18 protein-coding genes are annotated in these 19,818 nt (G+C 66.7%); 11 read left to right on the plus strand and 7 right to left on the minus strand.

The genetic code is table 11. The annotated features are described in order from the left end of the window. Positions 1-46 precede the first annotated feature (46 nt). Together purS and purQ are read left to right on the plus strand one after the other, a co-directional pair. A complete protein-coding gene (purS, locus tag ELY12_RS11965; RefSeq protein WP_126176941.1) occupies positions 47-286 on the plus strand; it encodes a phosphoribosylformylglycinamidine synthase subunit PurS in 240 nt (79 codons plus the stop codon). Beyond that, on the plus strand, positions 286-963 hold the full coding sequence (gene purQ / locus ELY12_RS11970) for a phosphoribosylformylglycinamidine synthase subunit PurQ (protein WP_126176942.1): 678 nt from the start codon (positions 286-288) through the stop codon (positions 961-963). The genes purS and purQ overlap by 1 nt, the downstream gene beginning before the upstream one ends. Here purQ and ELY12_RS11975 read toward each other — a convergent pair. The 4 genes from ELY12_RS11975 to ELY12_RS11990 form a co-directional block, all read right to left on the minus strand. Beyond that, the gene (locus tag ELY12_RS11975) at positions 960-3,323 is read right to left on the minus strand and encodes a putative bifunctional diguanylate cyclase/phosphodiesterase (protein WP_241229842.1); all 2,364 of its coding nucleotides are present in this window, start codon (positions 3,321-3,323) and stop codon (positions 960-962) included. The genes purQ and ELY12_RS11975 overlap by 4 nt on opposite strands. A 111-nt stretch (positions 3,324-3,434) precedes the next feature. Next, entirely contained in the window at positions 3,435-5,258 is a 1,824-nt protein-coding gene (gene glmS, locus ELY12_RS11980) for a glutamine--fructose-6-phosphate transaminase (isomerizing) (protein WP_126176943.1), read from the minus strand. Positions 5,259-5,275: 17 nt separating this feature from the next. Continuing rightward, positions 5,276-5,656, minus strand: a complete 381-nt coding sequence (locus tag ELY12_RS11985) for a PIN domain-containing protein (RefSeq protein WP_126176944.1) — start codon at positions 5,654-5,656, stop codon at positions 5,276-5,278. Continuing rightward, positions 5,653-6,030: a ribbon-helix-helix protein, CopG family gene (locus tag ELY12_RS11990; RefSeq protein WP_126176945.1), complete on the minus strand. Its 378-nt coding sequence runs from the start codon at positions 6,028-6,030 to the stop codon at positions 5,653-5,655. Before ELY12_RS11990 ends, ELY12_RS11985 begins: the two co-directional genes overlap by 4 nt. Before the next feature lie 168 nt (positions 6,031-6,198). Here ELY12_RS11990 and ELY12_RS11995 point away from each other — a divergent pair, with 168 nt between their 5' ends. From ELY12_RS11995 to ELY12_RS12020, 6 genes are all read left to right on the plus strand, one after another. Beyond that, a complete protein-coding gene (locus ELY12_RS11995; protein ID WP_241229843.1) occupies positions 6,199-7,221 on the plus strand; it encodes a glycosyltransferase family 2 protein in 1,023 nt (340 codons plus the stop codon). Between the two features lie 2 nt (positions 7,222-7,223). Next, positions 7,224-8,909: a hypothetical protein gene (locus ELY12_RS12000; RefSeq protein ID WP_126176947.1), complete on the plus strand. Its 1,686-nt coding sequence runs from the start codon at positions 7,224-7,226 to the stop codon at positions 8,907-8,909. 1 nt (position 8,910) lies between these two features. Then, a complete protein-coding gene (locus ELY12_RS12005) occupies positions 8,911-9,975 on the plus strand; it encodes a glycosyltransferase family 4 protein (protein ID WP_126176948.1) in 1,065 nt (354 codons plus the stop codon). A gap of 115 nt (positions 9,976-10,090) precedes the next feature. Next, on the plus strand, positions 10,091-12,130 hold the full coding sequence (locus tag ELY12_RS12010) for an HAD family hydrolase (RefSeq protein WP_164549499.1): 2,040 nt from the start codon (positions 10,091-10,093) through the stop codon (positions 12,128-12,130). A 24-nt stretch (positions 12,131-12,154) separates the two neighbouring features. After that, positions 12,155-13,990, plus strand: coding sequence for an ATP-binding cassette domain-containing protein (locus ELY12_RS12015; RefSeq protein WP_126176950.1), 1,836 nt, complete (start codon positions 12,155-12,157; stop codon positions 13,988-13,990). Continuing rightward, positions 13,990-15,036 carry a hypothetical protein gene (locus ELY12_RS12020; RefSeq protein WP_126176951.1) on the plus strand — a complete coding sequence of 349 codons (1,047 nt, stop codon included), beginning with the start codon at positions 13,990-13,992 and terminating at the stop codon, positions 15,034-15,036. Before ELY12_RS12015 ends, ELY12_RS12020 begins: the two co-directional genes overlap by 1 nt. Before the next feature lie 10 nt (positions 15,037-15,046). On the opposite strand, the gene ELY12_RS12025 is transcribed toward ELY12_RS12020, so the two are convergent. Then, positions 15,047-16,048, minus strand: a complete 1,002-nt coding sequence (locus ELY12_RS12025) for a glycosyltransferase family 4 protein (RefSeq protein ID WP_126176952.1) — start codon at positions 16,046-16,048, stop codon at positions 15,047-15,049. Between the two features lie 217 nt (positions 16,049-16,265). Here ELY12_RS12025 and ELY12_RS12030 point away from each other — a divergent pair, with 217 nt between their 5' ends. Next, positions 16,266-17,783 (plus strand): TadA family conjugal transfer-associated ATPase, encoded by a 1,518-nt coding sequence (locus ELY12_RS12030; protein ID WP_126176953.1) that lies wholly within the window; start codon positions 16,266-16,268, stop codon positions 17,781-17,783. Positions 17,784-17,883: 100 nt separating this feature from the next. Next, positions 17,884-18,036, plus strand: coding sequence for a hypothetical protein (locus ELY12_RS14370; protein WP_164549500.1), 153 nt, complete (start codon positions 17,884-17,886; stop codon positions 18,034-18,036). Here the strand turns inward: ELY12_RS14370 and ELY12_RS12035 are convergent. Continuing rightward, positions 18,033-18,263, minus strand: coding sequence for a hypothetical protein (locus tag ELY12_RS12035; RefSeq protein WP_126176954.1), 231 nt, complete (start codon positions 18,261-18,263; stop codon positions 18,033-18,035). The genes ELY12_RS14370 and ELY12_RS12035 overlap by 4 nt on opposite strands. A 56-nt stretch (positions 18,264-18,319) precedes the next feature. Here ELY12_RS12035 and ELY12_RS12040 point away from each other — a divergent pair, with 56 nt between their 5' ends. Continuing rightward, complete coding sequence (locus tag ELY12_RS12040; RefSeq protein WP_241229844.1) at positions 18,320-19,228, plus strand: DMT family transporter; 909 nt, start codon at positions 18,320-18,322, stop codon at positions 19,226-19,228. Positions 19,229-19,324: 96 nt separating this feature from the next. On the opposite strand, the gene ELY12_RS12045 is transcribed toward ELY12_RS12040, so the two are convergent. After that, positions 19,325-19,810, minus strand: coding sequence for an ABA4-like family protein (locus ELY12_RS12045; protein ID WP_126176955.1), 486 nt, complete (start codon positions 19,808-19,810; stop codon positions 19,325-19,327). Positions 19,811-19,818: the final 8 nt, after the last annotated feature.

Raw genomic sequence — 19,818 nt, forward strand, 5'->3', positions numbered from 1 at the left:
TCCGCCATAGGCTGCGCGCGTCCCCGCCAGCCAAAGGGCCGTATCCATGAAAGTCCGCGTCCACGTCAGCCTGAAGCCCGGGGTGCTCGATCCTCAGGGGCGTGCGGTACACCACGCGCTCGAAGGACTTGGCTTCGATGGGATCGAGGATGTCCGCATCGGCCGCACCGTCGAGCTCGACGTCGCCGACGGCACCAGCGACGAGGCGCTCGACCAGATGTGCCGCACGCTGCTCGCCAACATGGTGATCGAAAACTACCGCATCGAGAAGCCGGAGCACGCGTGATGGCCTTTCGCGCGGCGGTCATCACCTTCCCCGGATCGAACTGCGACCGCGACATGGCGATGGCGCTGGAGAAGGTATCGGGCACGCCCGCGCTACGGGTGTGGCACGGTGACAGCGAATTGCCCGACCGGCTCGATTTCATCGCGGTGCCGGGCGGGTTCTCGTACGGCGATTACTTGCGCTGCGGCGCGATCGCCAGCCGCAGCCCGGTGATGCGCGCGGTCGTCGCCGCGGCCGGCCGGGGCGTGCCAGTGCTGGGCGTGTGCAACGGCTTCCAGGTGCTGACCGAGGCTGAGCTGCTGCCCGGCGCGCTGATGCGCAATGCACAGCTCACCTTTACCTGCCGCGCCGCGCCGCTGACGGTAGAGAACAGCCAGTCGCTGTTCACCGGCGGCTACGAGGCGGGCGAAACGATCACGCTGCCGGTCGCGCATCACGACGGCAACTACTTCGCCGACGATGCCACGCTGGACCGGCTGGAAGGCGAGGGCCGGGTGGCGTTCCGCTATGCCGACGAATGCAATGGTTCGCAGCGGCGGATCGCGGGCATCCTCAACGCGGCCGGCACGGTGCTCGGCATGATGCCGCACCCGGAGCGGGCGATCGAGCCGGAGCTGGGCGGCAGCGACGGGCGCGCGCTGTTCGAAAGCGCGGTGCGGGGACTGGTCGCCGCTTAGGCGCGCAGCCGCTCGGGCACGTCGAGCCGGCGCCGGAACAGCTGGAGCGCATCCTCGGCGCGCATCGGGCGGCCGAAGTAATACCCCTGGATCTTGGTGCAGCCCAATTTGCGGATCATTTCCGCTTCCTCGGCGCTTTCGACACCCTCGGCGGTGGTCGACATCTCGAGGCTGTCGGCCATCGCCACCACGGCGCGAATGATCGCGAGGCTTTCCTTGCTGCCCTGCCCCGCGCCGGTGACGAAGCTGCGATCGACCTTAATGGTCGAGAAGCGGATTTTCCTGAGGTAGCCGAGCGAGGAATAGCCGGTGCCGAAATCGTCCAGCGCCACCGTGCAACCCAGCGCCATGACCTGTTCGAGGCTGGCGCGCGCGATGCTGGCGTCGCGCAGGAAGATGCTCTCGGTCACTTCCAGCTCGAGCCGGCGCGCTTCGAGACCGCTGGCGGTCAGCGCCCGGACGACGGTGGTCGCGAAGTCCGGTTCGAACAGCTGTTCGGGGCTGACGTTGACCGCGATGCGGACGTGCTCCGGCCAGCGGGTCGCCTCGCGGCAGGCCTGCTCCATCACCCAGGTGCCGATCGGCACGATCAGTCGCGTGTCCTCGGCGATCGGCACGAACTTGCCCGGGCTCACCGGGCCGTGGTCGGCGCTGTTCCACCGCACCAGCGCCTCGAAGCTGACCACGCTTTCCGTATTGGCGTCGACCACCGGCTGGAAATTGAGCTCGAGCTCGCGCTTTTCCAGCGCCTGGCGCAGCGCGAATTCGAGCTGACGGCGCTCCTCGGCATTGGCGTGGAGCAACGGCTCGTAGTTGCGGTGCTCGTTGCCGCCATCGTCCTTCGCGCGGTAGAGCGCGAGGTCGGCGTTGCGCATCAGCTCCTCGACCGTCTTGCCGTCGCGCGGACCGATCGCCGACCCGACCGAGGCGCCGACGTAGAGCGTGTGGTGATCGACCTCGTAAGGCTGCGACAGCCGGTTGATGACGTTTTTGGCAACGCGTTCGATGCAGCCGCGTTCGGACGCGTCGCGAATGACGATCGCAAACTCGTCGCCGCCCAAACGGCCGCACAGCTCGTTCTCGCCCATCAGCGCCTTGAGGCGCGCCGAGACCTGTGCGAGCAGCTTGTCGCCGACGAGGTGTCCCAATGAATCGTTGACCGCCTTGAAGCGGTCGAGGTCGATCATCAGGAACGCACAGCGGGTGCGCCATTGTTCGGCATACCGCAGCGCGTCTCCCAGCGCTTCCGTCAGCATCAGGCGGTTGGGCAGCCCGGTGAGCGTGTCGTAGCGCGCGAGGTAGGCGATCTTCTCGCTCGATTCGCGCTGCTCGGTGACGTCCGAGCCGACCCCGCGGATGCCGAGGTAGGCTCCGTTATCGTCCAGCATCGGGGTCCCCGAGAGCTCCCACCAGCGATGCTCGCGGCCGATCGCCACCTTGACCAGCAGGTTGGAAAAGCTCTCACGGCGCTTCAGGCGCTCAGCAAGGTCATGCAGCGACGCCGGAAACTGACCCGTCTCCCACGCCTCGCCCGAGATCAACTCGACGAAGGGCTTGCCCTCGACTTCCTCCACCGGCCGGCCAAGCGCGAACGCGAACCGCGGGGACGCCCCGCGGATCATCCGATTGGTATCGATCTGCCACAGCCAATCGGCCTGGTTTTCCTCGAACTCACGCAAGAGCAGCGAGACGACCTCGCTCTGCTCGGCCACCCCCGCTTCGGCGAGGCAGGCGGTCAGCTGCATCCGGGCGACCGAAAACGCCCCCTTGGCGACTCCGGCCAGCATCATCATGATCGCGACCGCGAGCGCATATTGGCCGAACCACAGGAAGCTGCCGATCGCCGCCAGCCCGGTGAGCCCGCCCATGATGAGGGTCGCGAGCGGCGCGGCGCCGAGCGCCATCGATGATCCCACCAGCAGCACCGCGACCAGGAGACCCATGCCGGCCCGCTCCGCATCTCCGCCGAACCCGGCAAAGCCGAGAATGCCGACGCACCAGGCCGCCGCAACCGCAGCCGTCGCGCGGGCCTTGCGCAGGATTTCCTCGCGCGAGATCCGCGGCCGATCGCCCAGCGCCACTCCCTGATTGGACCGGGTGTTCAGCACGACCGAACTAACCAACGCGGCCGCGAACGCGACCATCAGCCAGAGCGGCGCCTTGCCGGCGTAGACAACCAGGGCCAGCAACGCGCAGACTGCATGGACCGCCATCCGCTGCCGCACAGTGCTGAGCAACTGCGCATATTGCAGCCCACGCAAGCGGCTCCAATCCGCACCCTCCGGGTCCTTCAGACCCAGGATGGCAAGCAGCGGGATGTCCGCCTGGACATCGGGTGCGGGAGTCTTGCGATCGCTCACCCGTCGCCTTTACGGGGGCAAAGGTTAGGGGCCGGTAAATCGCGGGAATGAAAGGGAAGTTACCAACCCTCGGCGCAAGCTCGCGTTAACCACGAATCCTCTTGCGGTGATCTATTCGACCGTGACCGATTTCGCGAGATTGCGCGGCTGATCGACATCGGTCCCCTTCACGCAGGCGACGTGATAGGCGAGAAGCTGCACTGGGACGGCATAGACCAGCGGCGCGATCAGCGGGTGGACCTTGGGCATGGCGATGGTCGCGAGGCACCCCTCGCCCGCCTCCGCCAGCCCCACCTCGTCGGAGATCAGCACAATCTTCCCGCCGCGCGCGCGCACTTCCTGCATGTTGGAGACGGTCTTCTCGAACAGCGGCCCGCTCGGCGCGAGGACGATCACCGGCACCGCCTCGTCGATCAGCGCGATCGGCCCGTGCTTCATCTCGCCCGAGGCGTAGCCCTCGGCGTGGATGTAGCTGATCTCCTTGAGCTTCAGCGCGCCTTCGAGCGCCAGCGGATAATCCGGTCCGCGGCCGAGGTAGAGCACGTCGCGCGCCGGCGCGATCAGGTGGGCCATCGCGGCAATGTCGTCGTCGTGATCGAGCGCGGCGTTGAGCGCGGCCGGCGCTTCCAGCAGGTGCCGCACGACCTCCTGCTCCTCGCTTCGGTCCATCCGGCCCTTCTTGACCGCGAGGTGCGCGGCGAGCGCGGCAAGCACCGCCAGCTGGCAGGTGAACGCCTTGGTGCTGGCGACCCCGATCTCCGGCCCGGCGTGAGTCGGCAGCAGCAGGTCCGCCTCACGCGCCATCGAACTGGTCGGCACGTTGACCACCACCGCGATCGTCTGGCCGGCCTGCTTGCAATAGCGCAGCGCGGCGAGGGTATCGGCGGTCTCGCCGCTCTGCGATATGAACAGCGACAGGCCGCCGTCCTCGAGCACCGGCTCGCGGTAGCGGAACTCGCTCGCGTAATCGATGTCCACCGGCACGCGGGCAAAGGTCTCGAACCAGTACTTGGCGACCATCCCGGCGTAGAACGAGGTGCCGCAGGCGACGATGGTCACGCGGCGGATGGTCGACAGGTCGAAGTCGATCTGCGGCAGCGCCACGGTGCTATCGACCTGGCGGATGTAGCTGCGCAGCGTCTGCGCGACGACGATCGGTTGCTCGTAGATCTCCTTCTGCATGAAGTGGCGGTAGTTGCCCTTCTCGACCGCCGCGGCTGAGGCGCCGGAGGTGGTGATCTCGCGCGTGACGGGGTTGTTGTCGGCGTCGTAGACCTGCGCGCCGTCGCGGGTGATCACGGTCCAGTCGCCTTCCTCGAGGTAGGCGATGCGCTGGGTCAGCGGCGCCAGTGCGAGCGCGTCGGAACCGAGGTACGTCTCGCCCTCGCCGTATCCGAGCACCAGCGGCGAGCCGAGCCGCGCGCCGATCAGCAGGTCGGGATAGGCCTTGAAGGCGATCGCCAGCGCAAACGCGCCGCGCAGCCTCGGAAGGACCGCCTTGACCGCCTCCTCGGGGGAAGCGCCGCGCTCGACTTCGCGGCTGACAAGGTGGGCGACAACCTCGCTGTCGGTCTCGCTCTCCAGCCGGCGGCCGTCGGCGATCAGCTCGTCGCGCAGCGGCTTGAAGTTCTCGATAATGCCGTTGTGGACTAGCGCTACGTGTTCGGTCGCGTGCGGATGCGCGTTGTTGGCGGTCGGCGCGCCGTGGGTCGCCCAGCGGGTGTGCGCGATGCCGATCTCGCCAGGCGCAGGGTGCGCGGCCAGTTCCTTCACCAGGTTGGCAAGCTTGCCCTCGGCACGCCGACGGACGAGCTGGCCATCATGCACGGTGCACACGCCCGCGCTGTCGTAGCCGCGGTATTCCATCCGCTTGAGGCCATCGACCAGCCGGTCCGCGACTGCTTCCTTGCCGGCGATGCCGATGATTCCGCACATGAACTTTTAGACTTTCTCTAGAGGATATAGGGAACGCGAACGCCGGGCATCTCGGCGGGGAAATCCTTGGTATTGCGGGTCACGAGCACCCGGCCGCGGGTCTGCGCAGAGGCGAGGATGACCGCGTCCGGCGACTTCAAGCGGGGCCTCTCCCGGCGGAGCGCGGCAGCGCGCAGGGCGATCTCCTCGTCCATCTCGTCGATGCCGAAATGGCTCATGAAGGCGAGCGCGCCCTTTACGATGACGGCGTCACCTTTGGAGAGAACTTCCAGCCACGCCATCCGACTGATCCAGGCACGCCCACCCCCTGAAACGGCGCGTTGAATTTCCGCTCGCGCTGGCAGGAACCCCGAGAGAGCGTCGATCACGATATTGGCGTCGAATGCAAATCCGCTCATGATCGTGGCGGGGCCTTGGGCTGCGGGTACTTGCCCTTGAGCATATCGAGGTAGATCTGCCGCTGCCGGTCATCTTCCTCATCGAACAAGTCGGGCGATTCCGCGCGAACCTCCTCGTAATCATCGTCCCACGGCCGCGTCCATTCGGCTCTACGCCGGCGTTCGTAGTCGTGAGGATCGATCACCAGACCGGCGCGCGCCCACAGGCCGAAGCCCTCGTCCAGCCAGTCGAGCCCACTATCGGACGCCGCTTCGGCTTTGTAGGCTCTGACCGCCTCACGCAGCACCGACGCGCGCGATTTTCCTTGCTCAGCCGCGCGAGCATCGAGCCATTTGATGTCCTCATCAGGCAGATCAGCGAGAATGCGCGTCATTTGATATCGCGATATCATATCATGATATCATGTCAACCCGCATAGTGCTCGTCTTCCACTCCGCTCAGCCCCATGACCGGTTTCCAACCAAACGTGGTTTACGCTTTCTTAAGCGCTTCCCCGCGATACCCGCCGCGATCGACACGCGTCGAGCGACCGGGGGGTTTCGTGACCAAGCTGATCATTCAAATTCCGTGTTTCAACGAAGCGGAATTTCTGCCGGAGACGCTGCTCGCGCTGCCGCGCAAGATCGACGGCATCGACACGATCGAAATCCTCGTGATCGACGACGGCTCGCGCGACGGCACCGCCGAAGTCGCCCGGCTGTGGGGCGTCCATCACATCGTCAGCCATCGCGGCAACCGCGGCCTCGCCGCCGCCTTCCAGAACGGTATCGACCGCGCCTTGCGCGAGGGCGCCGACATCATCGTCAACACCGACGCCGACGGGCAATACGTCGGCGCGGATATCGCGGAGCTCGTCCGCCCCGTCGTCGAAGGGCGCGCGGATATCGTCATCGGCGATCGCGGGGTCGCCAAGAATGCGCACTTCGGGCCGGTGAAACGGCGGCTCCAGCGCCTAGGCAGTTATGTCGTGCGCACGCTCTCGCGCACTGACATCACCGACGCGGTCAGCGGGTTCCGCGCAATCAGCCGCGAGGCCGCGCAGTCGCTGACCATCACCACCGAATTTTCCTACACCACCGACATGCTGATCCAGGCGGGCCGGAAGCGGATGAAGATCGCCAGCGTCCCTGTCCGCACCAACGGCGCGGTTCGGTCCAGCCGCCTGTTCAAGTCGATTCCGCAGTTCATCAGCCGCACCCTGGTGACCATTGCGCGCGTCTATGCCACCTACAATCCGCTGCGAGTGTTCGGAGCCGCCGGCATGGTGCTGGCACTGCTCGGCATGATCCCGTTCCTGCGGTTCACCTGGTTCTGGCTCAACGGCGGCGGCCAGGGCCACGTCCAGTCGCTGATCCTGGGCGGCGCCTTGCTGATCCTGGGGGCGATCGCGGCCATGATGGGCATTCTCGCAGAGTCCATCGCCGCCAACCGCAAGCTGCTCGAGACGGCGCTGAAGCGGCTGCGTCAGATAGAAGAAGGGCTGCAACAGCCGCACCTTCCGACCGCAACCGCGACCGATCAGGCCCCGACCGCTCCCGTCGCCCGGCTGGCGAAGCGCGGCTGACCGTGGCCAGCCTGGCGGACGCCTCCGTTCTGCGTGCAGGACCGAAACTCGCCATTCCCGCGCGCACGCTGATTCTCGGGGCGCTCGCGCTGACGGTGCTGCTGCAAGTCCAGCTCGCTCTAACCAAGAGCGTCAATTGGGACGAATTCTTCCACTTCAGCCAGATCCACGAATACCGGCGCGGCCTCCCGACTAACCCTACGCAATCGCCCCATGTGTGGCTGTTCTGGTGGATCGCCGATCTGCCTGGGACGGTCATTGATCACATTCTCGCCATTCGCGTGCTGATGCTGCCGTTCGAGCTGGCGACGCTGGCGATTGTGATCGACCTAGCGCGCCGCTTCGCGTCACGAGAGGCCGCCTGGTTGTGCGGGCTGGCGCTCATCTCCGGTGGTTACGCCTTCACCCAGTCGCTCTCGCTTCGGGCAGACACCCTTGCCGCGTCGCTGATGATGGCGGCGGTGTGGATCGCGCTGACCCGCCGGATCGCCATTCCTTGGGCGCTGGCGATCGCCAGCCTCCTCGCGGTGGCGACGATCGCCACCATCAAGGTCGTGTTCTACGCGCCGGTCATGGGCGCGGCCTTGCTAATTCGCTGGCAAGACGCGGATGACCGCCCGGCGCTGGTGCGCGCGGCGATCACGATCGCGGCGGTAACGCCCGCGCTGTTCTTCGCCGCCATTTCCTGGTCGCAGCCAGATTCTGCCGGCGTAACCGCACCCGCAGCGCGTTCAGTCGTGACGACGACCGCGCAAGCCTCGGCGGACCGGATGTTCGCCGCCGGCTTGTTTCCGCGCGGGTTCTATCTGCTCAAGCAGATCGCGCTGGCCCCAGTGCTCGCCGCTATCCTGGCGTTCGCGCCGATCGCGATTATGCGATCGAGCTACCCCCGCTTCACGAGGCTCGCCCTTGGCTGCTTGCTGCTGCCGCTGGTATCGGTGGTCATCTACCGCAATGCCTTTCCCTATTTCTACGCTTTCATCCTGCCGCCGGTGCTGATCGCGGCGGCACCGGCGATGGAGCGCGCCGTGCGCCGCTACGGAGCGGCCGCGCTTGCGGGGCTATTCGTGCTCAGCGCCGTGCTGCTCTCGATCGTCGAAGACCGTGCGGTCCTCGCGCGCCAGCGCACGGTCGAGCAGGGCATCGCGACGGTCTTCCCGCAACCCGTCTGGCATTTCAGCGAGGACAACTTCCCGGGCGCCTTCCCCCGCGGAACGCGCTACCTCGTCTCGGGATGGGGCCTAGAGGCTTACCGCAACGCAGGGTCCCCGCAGTTTTCCGCGATCATGGACAGCGAAACGGTGCCGATGGTCCTCGCCAACGGCCACGCGCTCAATGCCGCATTCTCCGGCAAGACCGATAGCGAGCGGCTGCTCCCCGCCGACGAACAGCGGCTGCGCGAAAGCTACATCCCGCATTGGGGTTATCTCATGGTGGCCGGAAAGCGCATTCCCGCCGGCCCCGACGGCACGACAATCGAAGTCCACGTCCCCGGGACCTACACCGCTGAGGATGCTCCGCTGACCATCGACGGCCGGGCGTATCGCGTCGGCGACACCCTTGACCTCGAGCGCGGCGCGCACCGGATTGGGGGACCGCGCGTGCAAGCCTCCACCCTGCGCTGGGGCAACCACCTTCCCCGCCCAGCGGCCGCGTTCCCGGCGCAGCCGCTGTATTCCGACTACTGACATGAGCGCGCAATCGATCCGCGTCATGTTCATCACCCGCAAGTGGCCGCCGGCCGTGGGCGGGATGGAAACCTGGTCGGTGCGGCTGGCCGAGGAGCTTGCGCGGATCGGCCCGGTCGAGGTCGTCGCGCTGCCTGGCCGAGCCGATGGACGCCCCCCCGCGATAGCCAAGCTGCTCGCCTTTCCGCTTACCGTCATCCAACGCTTCGCGTCCGCCATGCCCAAGCCCGACGTCATCCATCTCGGTGACATGGCGCTGTGGCCGCTCGGTGTTCTTGCCAGCCGCGGTCGGCGCCTGATCCTCTCGGCGCACGGAACCGACGTGTCCTATCATCGGCGCGGCGGCATGCGCGGGACTCTTTATCGCGGCTACCTGCGGCTGGGCGCCCGCCTGCTTCCCCGCGCTCGCGTGCTCGCCAACTCGGCGGCAACCGCCGAGGCCGCGGCGGAAACGGGCTGGCAAGTCGCCGGGGTCATTCCGCTCGGCACGGACCTGCGCGCCGGCGACGCTGCGCCGGAAGCACCCGGCGGCACGATCCTGTTCGCCGGCCGGCTGATCGAGCAGAAAGGCTGCGGCTGGTTCGTGCGCGAAGTGCTGCCCCGCCTGCCCCATAATTTCACGTTGCAGATCGCAGGGACCACCCCGGACGGACGCGAAGCGTGGGTCAGCGAACACCCGCGGGTCGAGTTTCTCGGGCCGCTGGATCGGGATCGGCTGGAGCAAGCCTATGCCCGCGCGACCTGCGTGATCGTCCCCAACATCGAACTGCCGAACGGCGAATTCGAAGGGTTCGGCCTCGTCGCCTGCGAAGCAGCGTCGGCCGGAGGGGTGGTGCTCGCCGCGCGTACCGGAGGCTTGGTCGACGCGGTAAAGGACGGCGAGACCGGCATTCTCCTCCCGCCCGGCGACGCCGAGGCTTGGGCCGAAGCTATCGAAACGGTCTTTGCGTGGCCGGCCGAGCGCCGCGCTGCGTTCGTGCACCGTGCCGCGCGGCTGGCGAGTGCGCTTTACGCTTGGCCGCGCGTCGCGCGCGACACTGCCGAACACTACGCGGCGGCGGCGTGACGATGAGGCGGGCAGCGAGACTTATCCCGATCTTACGCGCTGTCCGGCGCCAATTGGTCATCGACGCCCGCGCGGCGCGCCGGTAGAGTCGCGGGGGACGGGGATGCCAAGCGCCATGCAAAAGATGTCACGGCTGGCCGCCGAGGCCGTCAGCCCGGTCACGCTGAACGCCCACGGCGGAGGTGCCGCGCAGTTGCTCGACCACCGCGCGGGCGGGGCAGTCGCGCGGGTCACGCCCACTTCGCTCCTGACCATCCCGGAAGACGAATACCTGGCGCTCGCGCGGTCCGCGAAGGTCATCAGCTTCGACGTGTTCGACACGCTGCTGCACCGCAAGGTCGTCCTCCCGCGCGATATCTTTGCCCTGATCGGCGAGCGGATGGGCCTGGCCGATTTCGCCGCCGCGCGCTTCGCTGCCGAAGCCGCCGCGCGGCGGTCGACCCGCGCGCACTCGGTGGAGGTCAGCCTCGACGAGATCTATGCCGCGTTTGCGCCGGATGCGTGTCCGGACCCGGAAGCCGCCAAGAGCCTGGAACTGGAGCTCGAAAGCGAATTCATCTTCGCCAATGAGGCGATGCTCGCGCTGGTCCCGAAGCTGCGCGCCGCCGGCCACCGGGTGATCGCGATCACCGACATTTATCTGAACGCCAGCCAGGTCGAGGCCTTGCTCGCCGCGAAGGGCTTCGAGGTCGACGGGGTCTACGCCTCGTGCGACCACCGCGAGACCAACTGCGGCAAGTACAATGGCGATCTCTTCCCGGTGGTGTGCCGCGCGGAAGGCATCGAACCTTCGGACCTGCTCCACGTCGGCGATCACGCGGGTTCGGATGTCGCCAACGCCCTGGCCGCGGGTGCGGTCGCGGTGCAATCGAACCATCCGACGCCCTACCTGATGGCCAACAGCGAGCACTTCGCGGCCGTCATGGGCGGGCACGACAACCTCTCGACCAGCCTGGTCGCGGGCACGATTGCGCAGAGCAAGCTGGCGGACCAGTCGCGCCTGCCCTCCTCGATCGAGACGTTCGGCTACGACTTCGGCGGTCCGTTGGTGGCCGGCTTCGCGGCGTTCATCCTCCAGCGCTGCAAGGAGCTCGGCATCGACCATCTCGTGCTGCTCGCGCGCGACGGCTGCGTGGTGGGCGACGTGCTCGATGTCCTCGCGCCGGAAGGCATCACGTACCGCTTAATCCCGGCATCGCGCCGGCTTGCGGTGTTCCCGTCCTTCGCGGACGGCGATGCGGACAAGATCAGGAGCCTGTTCGCGGGCCAAAAGCGGCTCAGCAAGCGCCAGATCCTCGCAGTTCTGCGGCTAGAGCATCTCGCGGAGGGCATGACCGACCTCGATACCGTGATGGACTTGCGGCAGGCCCTCGACGACCTGAAGCCGCAGCTCACCGAGCAGGCGCAGACCGAACGCGCCGCGCTGATCGAATATCTTGCACCCGAGCTCGCGATGCTCGAGGCCGGACGCAAGTTTGCCTGGGTCGATGTCGGCTGGGCGCTGTCGTCGCCCGCGCGCCTGAACCAGTTGCTGGGCCACGACATGCCCGGTTTCTTCGTCGGCTCGCGGGGCGACGCCAATCCGTCACCGAACTTCGAGGGGTACCTGTTTAACCGCGGACGCCCGCACGATTTGACCAGGGTCGCGATGCGCTCGGTCGAGATCATCGAGCTGGTGTTCGCCGATTGGGCGCCGAGCGCGGCCTACCTCAGCAAGACCTCCGACGGCATCGAGCCGGTCCATTACCATAAGTCGGCGGCGGAGAGGGTGCGCGACGCGCATATCAAGACCGTGCGCCAAGGGGTGCGCCGGTTCGCCGAAGACATCCGCTCATCGTTCGCCCTGCTGCGGGCGGACGAGCTGCGCGCCTACAACCGGCGAATCTGGCAGCAATTGTGCGCGAAGCCGCCGGCGGCGCTATACCAGTCGCTCTCGCCGATCCCCCACGATGCATTGGCGGGCACCCGGGTGTGGCGCACGATCGGTGAGATGTGGATGCCGAGCTGGAGCTACGGCACGCCCTACCGCAAGGCATTCCCCACCGCCCGCGCCTATCGCCTGAGCTATCTGCGCCGGTACCTCAAATGGCATCTTCCGCCGTGGGGCTGGCGTTTCGTGCGCCTGGCGGAAGATACTCTGCGCAAGGTCATCTAGCGCCCACGGGCGCCCTTTCGGTTCATGGACAACTTCGTTCCTTCTCTCCGGCTGCTCTGGCGCCAGCTATCGGCCCGCGGGCGCGCGCACCTGGTGCTGCTGCTGGCATTCCTGATCGTCAGCAGCCTGGCCGAGGCCGTCTCGGCCCTGGCTCTGTTCAGCTACATCACCATGGTAGTCGGCCACGACAGCCAGATTTCGGGAGCGCTCGTGCGCTTCGTCCCGGCTCTCGAGAGCGCGACCCTGTGGGACAAGTCCGTATACGGCGGCGCGGTTCTGCTGGCGGTGTTCGCCATCAAGAACGCGCTCGACGTGCTGACCCGGTTCCTGCTCCTGCGCTTCGTGCTCAAGACTTACGAGCGGGTCGCGACCCGCTTCTTCGGCCAGCTGCTCAATCGCCCGCTCGAGCGCTTCCTCACCCGATCGATCCAGGACTACCAGCACTCGCTTGATATCGCGCTGATCCTGTTCCGGACGGTGCTGACCTCGGCGGTCATGGTGCTGGTCGATCTTGCGCTCGTCGTGGTCATGCTGGTGCTGCTGGTGGCGTTCGTCGATCCGGTGCTGTTGCTGCTGATCGTGGGCGTGCTGGGTGTGACCCAGGCGGTCCTGCTCAAGGGAACCAAGAACCTGGCCCAGACGCTCGCCGTGCTCCGCGAGGAGGCGCTGCGCAGCCTCAACTTCATCAAGACCGACGGTTTCCGCGGTGCGATCGACCTGCGTCTGACGAACAACGTCGGGACGGTGGTCGACCGCTATGCGAAGGCCAACAGCGTGTTCTCGCTCTCCGAACGGCGGGTACGCGGCATGGAGATGCTCCCGCGCGCCGTGAACGAGATGGTGATCGCGGGGGCGATCGTGCTGACCGCGACCTATTTCGCGAGCGGCGGGCAGAACATTCAATCGGCCTTCCCCGCGCTGGCACTGCTCGGCTTCGTAGGGCTGCGCATCACTTCGATCCTGTCGCGCATGACGGAAAACCTGCAACGTGTGCGCGACGGCCAGCACGTCCGCCAACTGTTCGAGCGCGAGTACGATCTCGCCGAGCAGGATGCGCGGACATTGGCGCCGGCGGCGGCCATTGCGCAGTCCGACGACAGCCCGGTCCTCGAGAGCAGTCTTGCCTTGGACGCGGTCTCGTATCGTTATCCGGGGACCGAAGTCGCTGCGATCGAAGGGGTGAGCCTCACGGTCGATGCCCGATCGTTCGTCGGTTTCTGCGGCCCCTCGGGAAGCGGCAAGACCACTTTGGCGCTGATTGCGATGGGCTTGCTCGAACCCACCAGCGGGCTGGTCAGTGTCGATGGCCTGCCGATGGCGCAAGTACGCGACCGCTGGTTCCGCAGCATCGGCTACGTCGGCCAATCGCCTTATCTTTCTTCGCGTTCGCTGCGCGAGAACGTCGCTTTCGGGCACGCACCGCAAGATGTCGATGACGAGCGGGTGTGGCACGCGCTCGAGCTGGCGTCGCTCGCAGACGTGGTGCGCAAGATGCCCGAACAGCTCGATAGCCGAATGCTCGATGAGGGCGGCCGGTTGTCGGGCGGCCAGCGGCAGCGGTTGTGCATTGCGCGGGCACTCTACAATCGGCCGAGCGTGATTTTCTTCGACGAGGCGACCTCCGCGCTCGATCCGTTGACCGAACGCGCGATTACCGAGGCGATCCACGCGATGCGCGACGACCGCACGATCATCAGCATCGCCCACCGCCTGAGCACGATCAAGGACTGCGACGTGATCCACTATTTCGAGGCGGGCTCGCTGGTCGCCTCGGGCCGCTTCACCGAGCTGACGCGCAACGTCCCTGCGTTCGCCAAGCTCGCCGCCGCAGGGGACCATGAGGTGCGGGGAGCGGCTTGATGCGGGTGCTCGTGCTCAACGATTTTCTCGCGGATTGGACCGGCTCGGAAGTCGTCGCGCTCGAGGTCGCGGAGCATTTCGGGGCGACCACCAGCTCGTTCTGGTGTGCCGAGCCGGCGAAGTCGAGCCTGGCAGACTGGCGGCCCCTGGCGGAGATCGACCTCACCGAGTTCGATTTCGTCTGGGCCCAGCAGCACGCCGTCTTTCCGCTGCTCGACAAGCTGACACCAGGAAGCAGCCGCCCCGCAATCGCCTGGGCCTCGCTCTCGCCCTACGAGCCGATGGACAATGTGCCGCCTTCGATCCTCGGCGCTTATGCCGACGAGGTCGTCTGCAACAGCCGCGAAACCGCCGAGGCGCGCGGGGCCGACACGGTATTCGCCAACGCGGCGCCCAATCCGTTCCACTTCGAGCGAGCCGAGCGCAGCTTGCGGAACGTCCTGTTCGTCAGCAATCGGCAGCCGGCCGAACTGCTGGAAGCCGAGCAACTGCTGCGGGCTCGGGGATTGAAGACGCGTTTCATCGGCAAGGGCCGCGAGTGCAAGCGGCTGGAGCCGTCTGACCTCGAATGGGCTGATTGTGTCGTCACGATCGGCAAAACCGTGCGTTATGCGCTCGCCTCGCGCTTGCCGGTCTTCCTCTACGACCGCTTCGGCGGCGATGGCTATCTTACCGCCGACAACTACGCGCTCAACGAAGCGCATAACTTCTCGGGCAGGCCCGCACTCCGGAAACTGACCGGCACCGAGATCGCGGACGAGATCGTCCGTAACCACGCCTATTGGACCCCGCCGCCGCAGCCGCGGTTTGGTGACTTTCTCGACGCGCTCGCGGCGCGCCATTCAAAGCGCGCGTTCGTCCGCCATCCCGACTTGGCCGGGATCGCGGCGATGTCGTCGGCGATCGGGGGCTGGATTAGCGAGGCCCATGGTTGGAAAGCCACCGCTGGAGATTTGCTCACCGCGAATTTCTCCTGGGCGACCTTACGTGGGTTCGTGTGGCAGAAGTTTCGCCGCTCGCGACTGTTCCGCTCCGGCGCTCAGTAACGAAGGCTCATCAAGCCCGCGCGCTCATCAGTACTTCTTCCATGCCATCGACCCACCGCTGTTCCGACAGGTGGTCGACCGCGAAGGCGCGGGTCAGGTCGCGCATCGTGGAGTGCGCCGCAGGATCGCGCATCACGCACTCGATCTCATACACGAAGCCCGCGATGTCGTCGGCCGGTCTCACGATCCCGCCGCCAGCGGGGATGAACTCGTCCATCGAAGAACCCTCGCAGGTCAGCACCGGGAGGCCGCACGCCATCGCCTCCGCGACCGCGAGGCTAAGACCCTCCATGCGCGAGGGGAACAGCAGCAGGTCGGCAGCGCGGTAGGCCTCGCGCAACGCCGCCTTGTCTAGCTTGCCGGGATAATTCCCCTCCGGCCGTGGCAAGCCGGGTGGCGGTTCCGGCCCGGCGGAAATGAATTCCACCTTGTCGCCCAACGCCCCGATGATCGCGGCGACGATGTCGTAGCCTTTGCGCAGGCTGGGCTTGCCGACGAACAGCAGCTTGAGTGGATCACCCGCCTGCCGCTCGGGCGGCTCACCCGGCGAAAAGTACGCAGTATCAACCCCGTTGTTGACCGTCACCACGTTGTCGGCGCCGAGAATCCGCTGCATCTGACGCGCCACCAGCGGGCTGACCGCCACGTTCGCGGCCGCACGCCGAACCGCCGCGCGTTCCATCGGCAGCACGAACAGCCGGTGGAAGATGCGCTGCGGCCAGCTTTTGAACGGCCTCAACCGCTCGTCATGGACTACCAGATGGCACACCGAAACGGTCGGCAGGCCGGAGGCCGCGAATGCCGCGGCGTTCCAGCTGTTCGCGAGAACGACGTTGCCGCCCTCGGGCGGCGCAACAGGCGCCAGCCACGGGCAATACTGGTAAAATTGCGGTACGGAATCGAGCGTCACGGTGTGCCCGCGCTCCCGCAGCCGGTCCGCTAGCACACGGGTATAAACCTCCGCGCCTGTGCCGGTCTCAACCAGTGGCATCCAGACATGAAGATCAGCCACCCGCGTCCTCCGCCGGTCGGCGCGCGTTCACCGTGCAGATGCTGCTGCTCGTCACCCGTTCGACCCTCACCGGATGTCTCCGTCCCCGCCCGATCAGCGTTACCGCTCTTTAGGATTATTCAAGCTTTCGACGATATTCACCATTTCCGCAAATCGCATCTGGCCGCGTGCCGGGAGACGCGATGAAATTGGAATTCGGCAGGCGCGGGGACCTCTGATGAGTGCATTCGGACGTAGGAACGGACCCGGAGGGATGGCTCCGGGGGCGCGCCCGTCGTTCGGTGTCGCGCGCCCGATGAAGGGCGGCGCCGGGGGCGCGCCGGCCGCCCCGGTTCCGGGCGGCGAACAATTCCCGCCGCTGCCGGGCGAAGCCGATCCGTTCGACGTACCCGCCCCCAACAAGGGCGACGCGATGACCCGCCTGGCGGATCGCGCGAACCAGGTCCACGACGCCAACAGCCAGGTCGGCGGGTTCGAGGCGAGCGTCCACAAGATCAAGGAGCAGGTGCTCCCGCGCCTGCTCGAGCGCGTCGATCCCGAAGCGGCGGCGACGCTGACCAAGGACGAGCTGTCGGAAGAATTCCGCCCGATCATCCTCGAGGTGCTCGCCGAGCTTAAGGTCACCCTCAACCGCCGCGAGCAGTTCGCGCTCGAGAAGGTGCTGATCGACGAGCTGCTCGGCTTCGGTCCACTCGAAGAGCTGCTCAACGACCCGGACGTGTCCGACATCATGGTCAACGGGCCCGACCAGACCTACATCGAAAAGAAGGGCAAACTGCAGCTTGCCCCGATCCGCTTCCGCGACGAACAACACCTGTTCCAGATCGCCCAGCGGATCGTAAATCAGGTCGGCCGCCGCGTCGACCAGACCACGCCGCTCGCCGACGCCCGCTTGAAGGACGGCAGCCGCGTCAACGTGATCGTCCCGCCGCTGTCGCTGCGCGGCACCGCGATCTCGATTCGTAAGTTCTCCGAAAAGCCGATCACCATCGACATGCTGCGCGACTTCGGGTCGATGTCCGACAAGATGGCGACCGCGCTGAAGATCGCCGGCGCGTGCCGGATGAACATCGTCATCTCGGGCGGTACCGGCTCGGGCAAGACGACGATGCTCAACGCCCTGTCGAAGATGATCGACCCGGGCGAACGCGTGCTGACGATCGAGGACGCGGCCGAGCTTCGCCTGCAGCAGCCGCACTGGCTGCCGCTCGAAACGCGTCCGCCGAACCTCGAAGGCCAGGGCGCGATCACCATCGGCGACCTCGTCAAGAACGCCCTGCGTATGCGCCCGGACCGGATCATCCTGGGCGAAATTCGCGGCGCGGAGGCGTTCGACCTTCTCGCGGCGATGAACACCGGTCACGACGGTTCGATGTGCACCCTCCACGCCAACAGCGCGCGCGAGTGCCTCGGCCGTATGGAGAACATGATCCTGATGGGCGACATCAAGATCCCCAAGGAAGCCATCAGCCGCCAGATCGCGGAATCGGTCGACCTGATCGTGCAGGTGAAGCGCCTGCGCGACGGTTCGCGCCGCACCACCGGCGTGACCGAGGTGATCGGCATGGAAGGCGACGTGATCGTCACCCAGGAACTGTTCAAATTCGAGTATCTCGACGAGAGCGAGGACGGCAAGATCCTCGGCGAGTTCCGCTCTTCGGGGTTGCGTCCCTACACGCTTGAAAAGGCGCGCATGTTCGGGTTCGACCAGGCGTATCTTGAGGCCTGCCTCTAGCAGCCATAGCCTCCGGGCAACGGCGGCACGCCATTTTTAATCGTTAGGCGTCGGCTTTCTACAACGCGCCGGGCGCGGTTGCGCGTATCTGCGCCGGGCCATGAACGCCCCGACGAACTTCACTGCCTTCAACGCCCCGGACCGCGCGCGAGAGGAAGCGGCTGCCCGCTACCGCAGCGCGCGCCGGCGCCACTTCGAGGCGCTTTTGCTGCGTTCGTTCGATGGCATGCGCGCGCGCAGTCGCGCCGCCTAGCCTTTCAGCAAGCCGGGCACGCCGAGCCCGAGCAACGTAAGCCCGATCACCGACAGGACCAGGAATACCCCGGTCCACGGCACCCAGCCCACCCGGTCGATGCGCGCGCGTTTGATCCGGCGTCCTTCGGCGATCCGCGCCACGCCCGCTAGCACGAGGCACAGCACACCCGCCGCCGCCGCGAGCTGGGCGTTGTTCGCGAACAGCAGGGCGTCGGACAGCTTCACGCGCGGCAATATGGGATGCGTTGCGCCGCTCGCCAGCCCTCGTATGGAGCACACTCGTGGCTGAGCCCATTCGATACCATCGCCCGCAGATGGCGTTGCTGATCCGATTGGGCGCGGCGTTCGTGCTCTCGATCATGCTGGTTTTCGTGAAGCTGGTCACCCAATCGGGCGTCTCGCTGACCGAGACACTGTTCTGGCGGCAGCTGCCGACGGTGCCGATCCTGTTGCTATGGTTCGGCACGCGCGGGGAGCTCGCGACGCTCGGCAGCACCCGCCTCAAGGCGCACGCCGGGCGCGCGATGACCGGTCTCGCCGGGATGTTCCTCAACTTCGGCGCGGTGACGCTGCTGCCGCTGGCGGTGGCGACCACCTTCAACTTCACCTCGGCGATCTGGGCGGTGGTGCTGTCGGCCTTGCTGCTCAAGGAGAAGATCGGCCCGTGGCGATGGGGCGCGGTCCTGCTGGGGTTCGCCGGAGTGCTGGTAATGGCGCAGCCCGCCGGCGGACACGTCCCGCCGTTCGGCGCCGCGGTGGCACTCGGCGCGGCATTCATGATCGCGCTGATCTCGATTCAGATCCGCGACCTCGCGCAGACCGAGCATCCGCTGACGATCGTGTTCTGGTTCGCCGCCTTCAGCGTGGTGCCGCTGGCGGCTGCGATGCCGTTCGTAATGAGCGGGCACACGGCCTACCAGTGGACGCTCCTCGGCGGGCTCGCAATGTTCGGCTTGCTTGGGCAGTTCCTGCTGACGGCGGCGCTGCGCTTCGGCGCAGTCGCGAGCGTGATCGTGATGGATTATTCCTCGCTTATCTGGGCGACGCTGTTCGGGTGGTGGGTGTTCGACCGCTTGCCGCCGGCCACCACCTGGCTAGGCGCGCCGCTGATCGTGGGCGCGGGACTGCTGATCGCTTGGCGCGAACATCGCCTGAGCTTGCAGAAGGCGAGGGCGATGGTGGGCGAGTAGGAACCCGATCACGCCTGCTACGTTGATGATCCTGTTCAGTTTTTCGCCAACGGGCCGCTCGAGAGCCCTTCGCGGTCGCACGCAGCGCCCGTCGGTTCAGCCGGCGGGCGTTTTGCGTTTGCGCGTCCACCCGCCCGGCCCTCGCGCGCGCCGCTCGCGCACGATGAGGTAGAGCAGCAGGCCGACCGGCCCGGCAAGGAAGGTCAGCAGCAGGATTGGCGCCTGCGTCAGCCGCGCGAAGCCCTTGTGGTCGGCATCGCGCGCGATCCACAGGCCGGTGAACAGGTCCAATGCAAGGTAGTGCGTCCACCCGACCACGAGCCCGCCGTCCGAGCGGAAGAACGGCTTGAGCCCCGCTACCGAATAATTGGCTAGGTTCGGCGGCGGCACCCCTGCTTCGCGAACCGGGTCGACCCAGCCGGCGAACAGCGCGACGAAGCTCGCGGCATAAACCAAGCACAGCAGCCCGACGCCGAGGTACAGCACGATCGCGAGCGGCGCGGGCCGGCGTGGGGCCAGGATCAGCAGCGCCCACGCGACCAGCGCCACGCCATTGGTGAACGAGAACAGCGCTTGCCACATGGGCGCGG

This window comes from Tsuneonella rigui, from assembly GCF_003958625.1.
Lineage (GTDB): Bacteria > Pseudomonadota > Alphaproteobacteria > Sphingomonadales > Sphingomonadaceae > Tsuneonella > Tsuneonella rigui.

Excerpts from the sequence above, each read along its gene's own strand:
- ELY12_RS12030 (WP_126176953.1), top strand. The coding sequence starts at position 16,266 with ATGAGTGCATTCGGACGTAGGAACGGACCCGGAGGGATGGCTCCGGGG.
- glmS (WP_126176943.1), bottom strand. The coding sequence starts at position 5,258 with ATGTGCGGAATCATCGGCATCGCCGGCAAGGAAGCAGTCGCGGACCGG.
- purQ (WP_126176942.1), top strand. The coding sequence starts at position 286 with ATGGCCTTTCGCGCGGCGGTCATCACCTTCCCCGGATCGAACTGCGAC.
- ELY12_RS12020 (WP_126176951.1), top strand. The coding sequence starts at position 13,990 with ATGCGGGTGCTCGTGCTCAACGATTTTCTCGCGGATTGGACCGGCTCG.
- purS (WP_126176941.1), top strand. The coding sequence starts at position 47 with ATGAAAGTCCGCGTCCACGTCAGCCTGAAGCCCGGGGTGCTCGATCCT.
- ELY12_RS12010 (WP_164549499.1), top strand. The coding sequence starts at position 10,091 with ATGCAAAAGATGTCACGGCTGGCCGCCGAGGCCGTCAGCCCGGTCACG.
- ELY12_RS12015 (WP_126176950.1), top strand. The coding sequence starts at position 12,155 with ATGGACAACTTCGTTCCTTCTCTCCGGCTGCTCTGGCGCCAGCTATCG.
- ELY12_RS12045 (WP_126176955.1), bottom strand. The coding sequence starts at position 19,810 with ATGTGGCAAGCGCTGTTCTCGTTCACCAATGGCGTGGCGCTGGTCGCG.
- ELY12_RS11985 (WP_126176944.1), bottom strand. The coding sequence starts at position 5,656 with ATGAGCGGATTTGCATTCGACGCCAATATCGTGATCGACGCTCTCTCG.
- ELY12_RS14370 (WP_164549500.1), top strand. The coding sequence starts at position 17,884 with ATGAACGCCCCGACGAACTTCACTGCCTTCAACGCCCCGGACCGCGCG.
- ELY12_RS12005 (WP_126176948.1), top strand. The coding sequence starts at position 8,911 with ATGAGCGCGCAATCGATCCGCGTCATGTTCATCACCCGCAAGTGGCCG.
- ELY12_RS11990 (WP_126176945.1), bottom strand. The coding sequence starts at position 6,030 with ATGACGCGCATTCTCGCTGATCTGCCTGATGAGGACATCAAATGGCTC.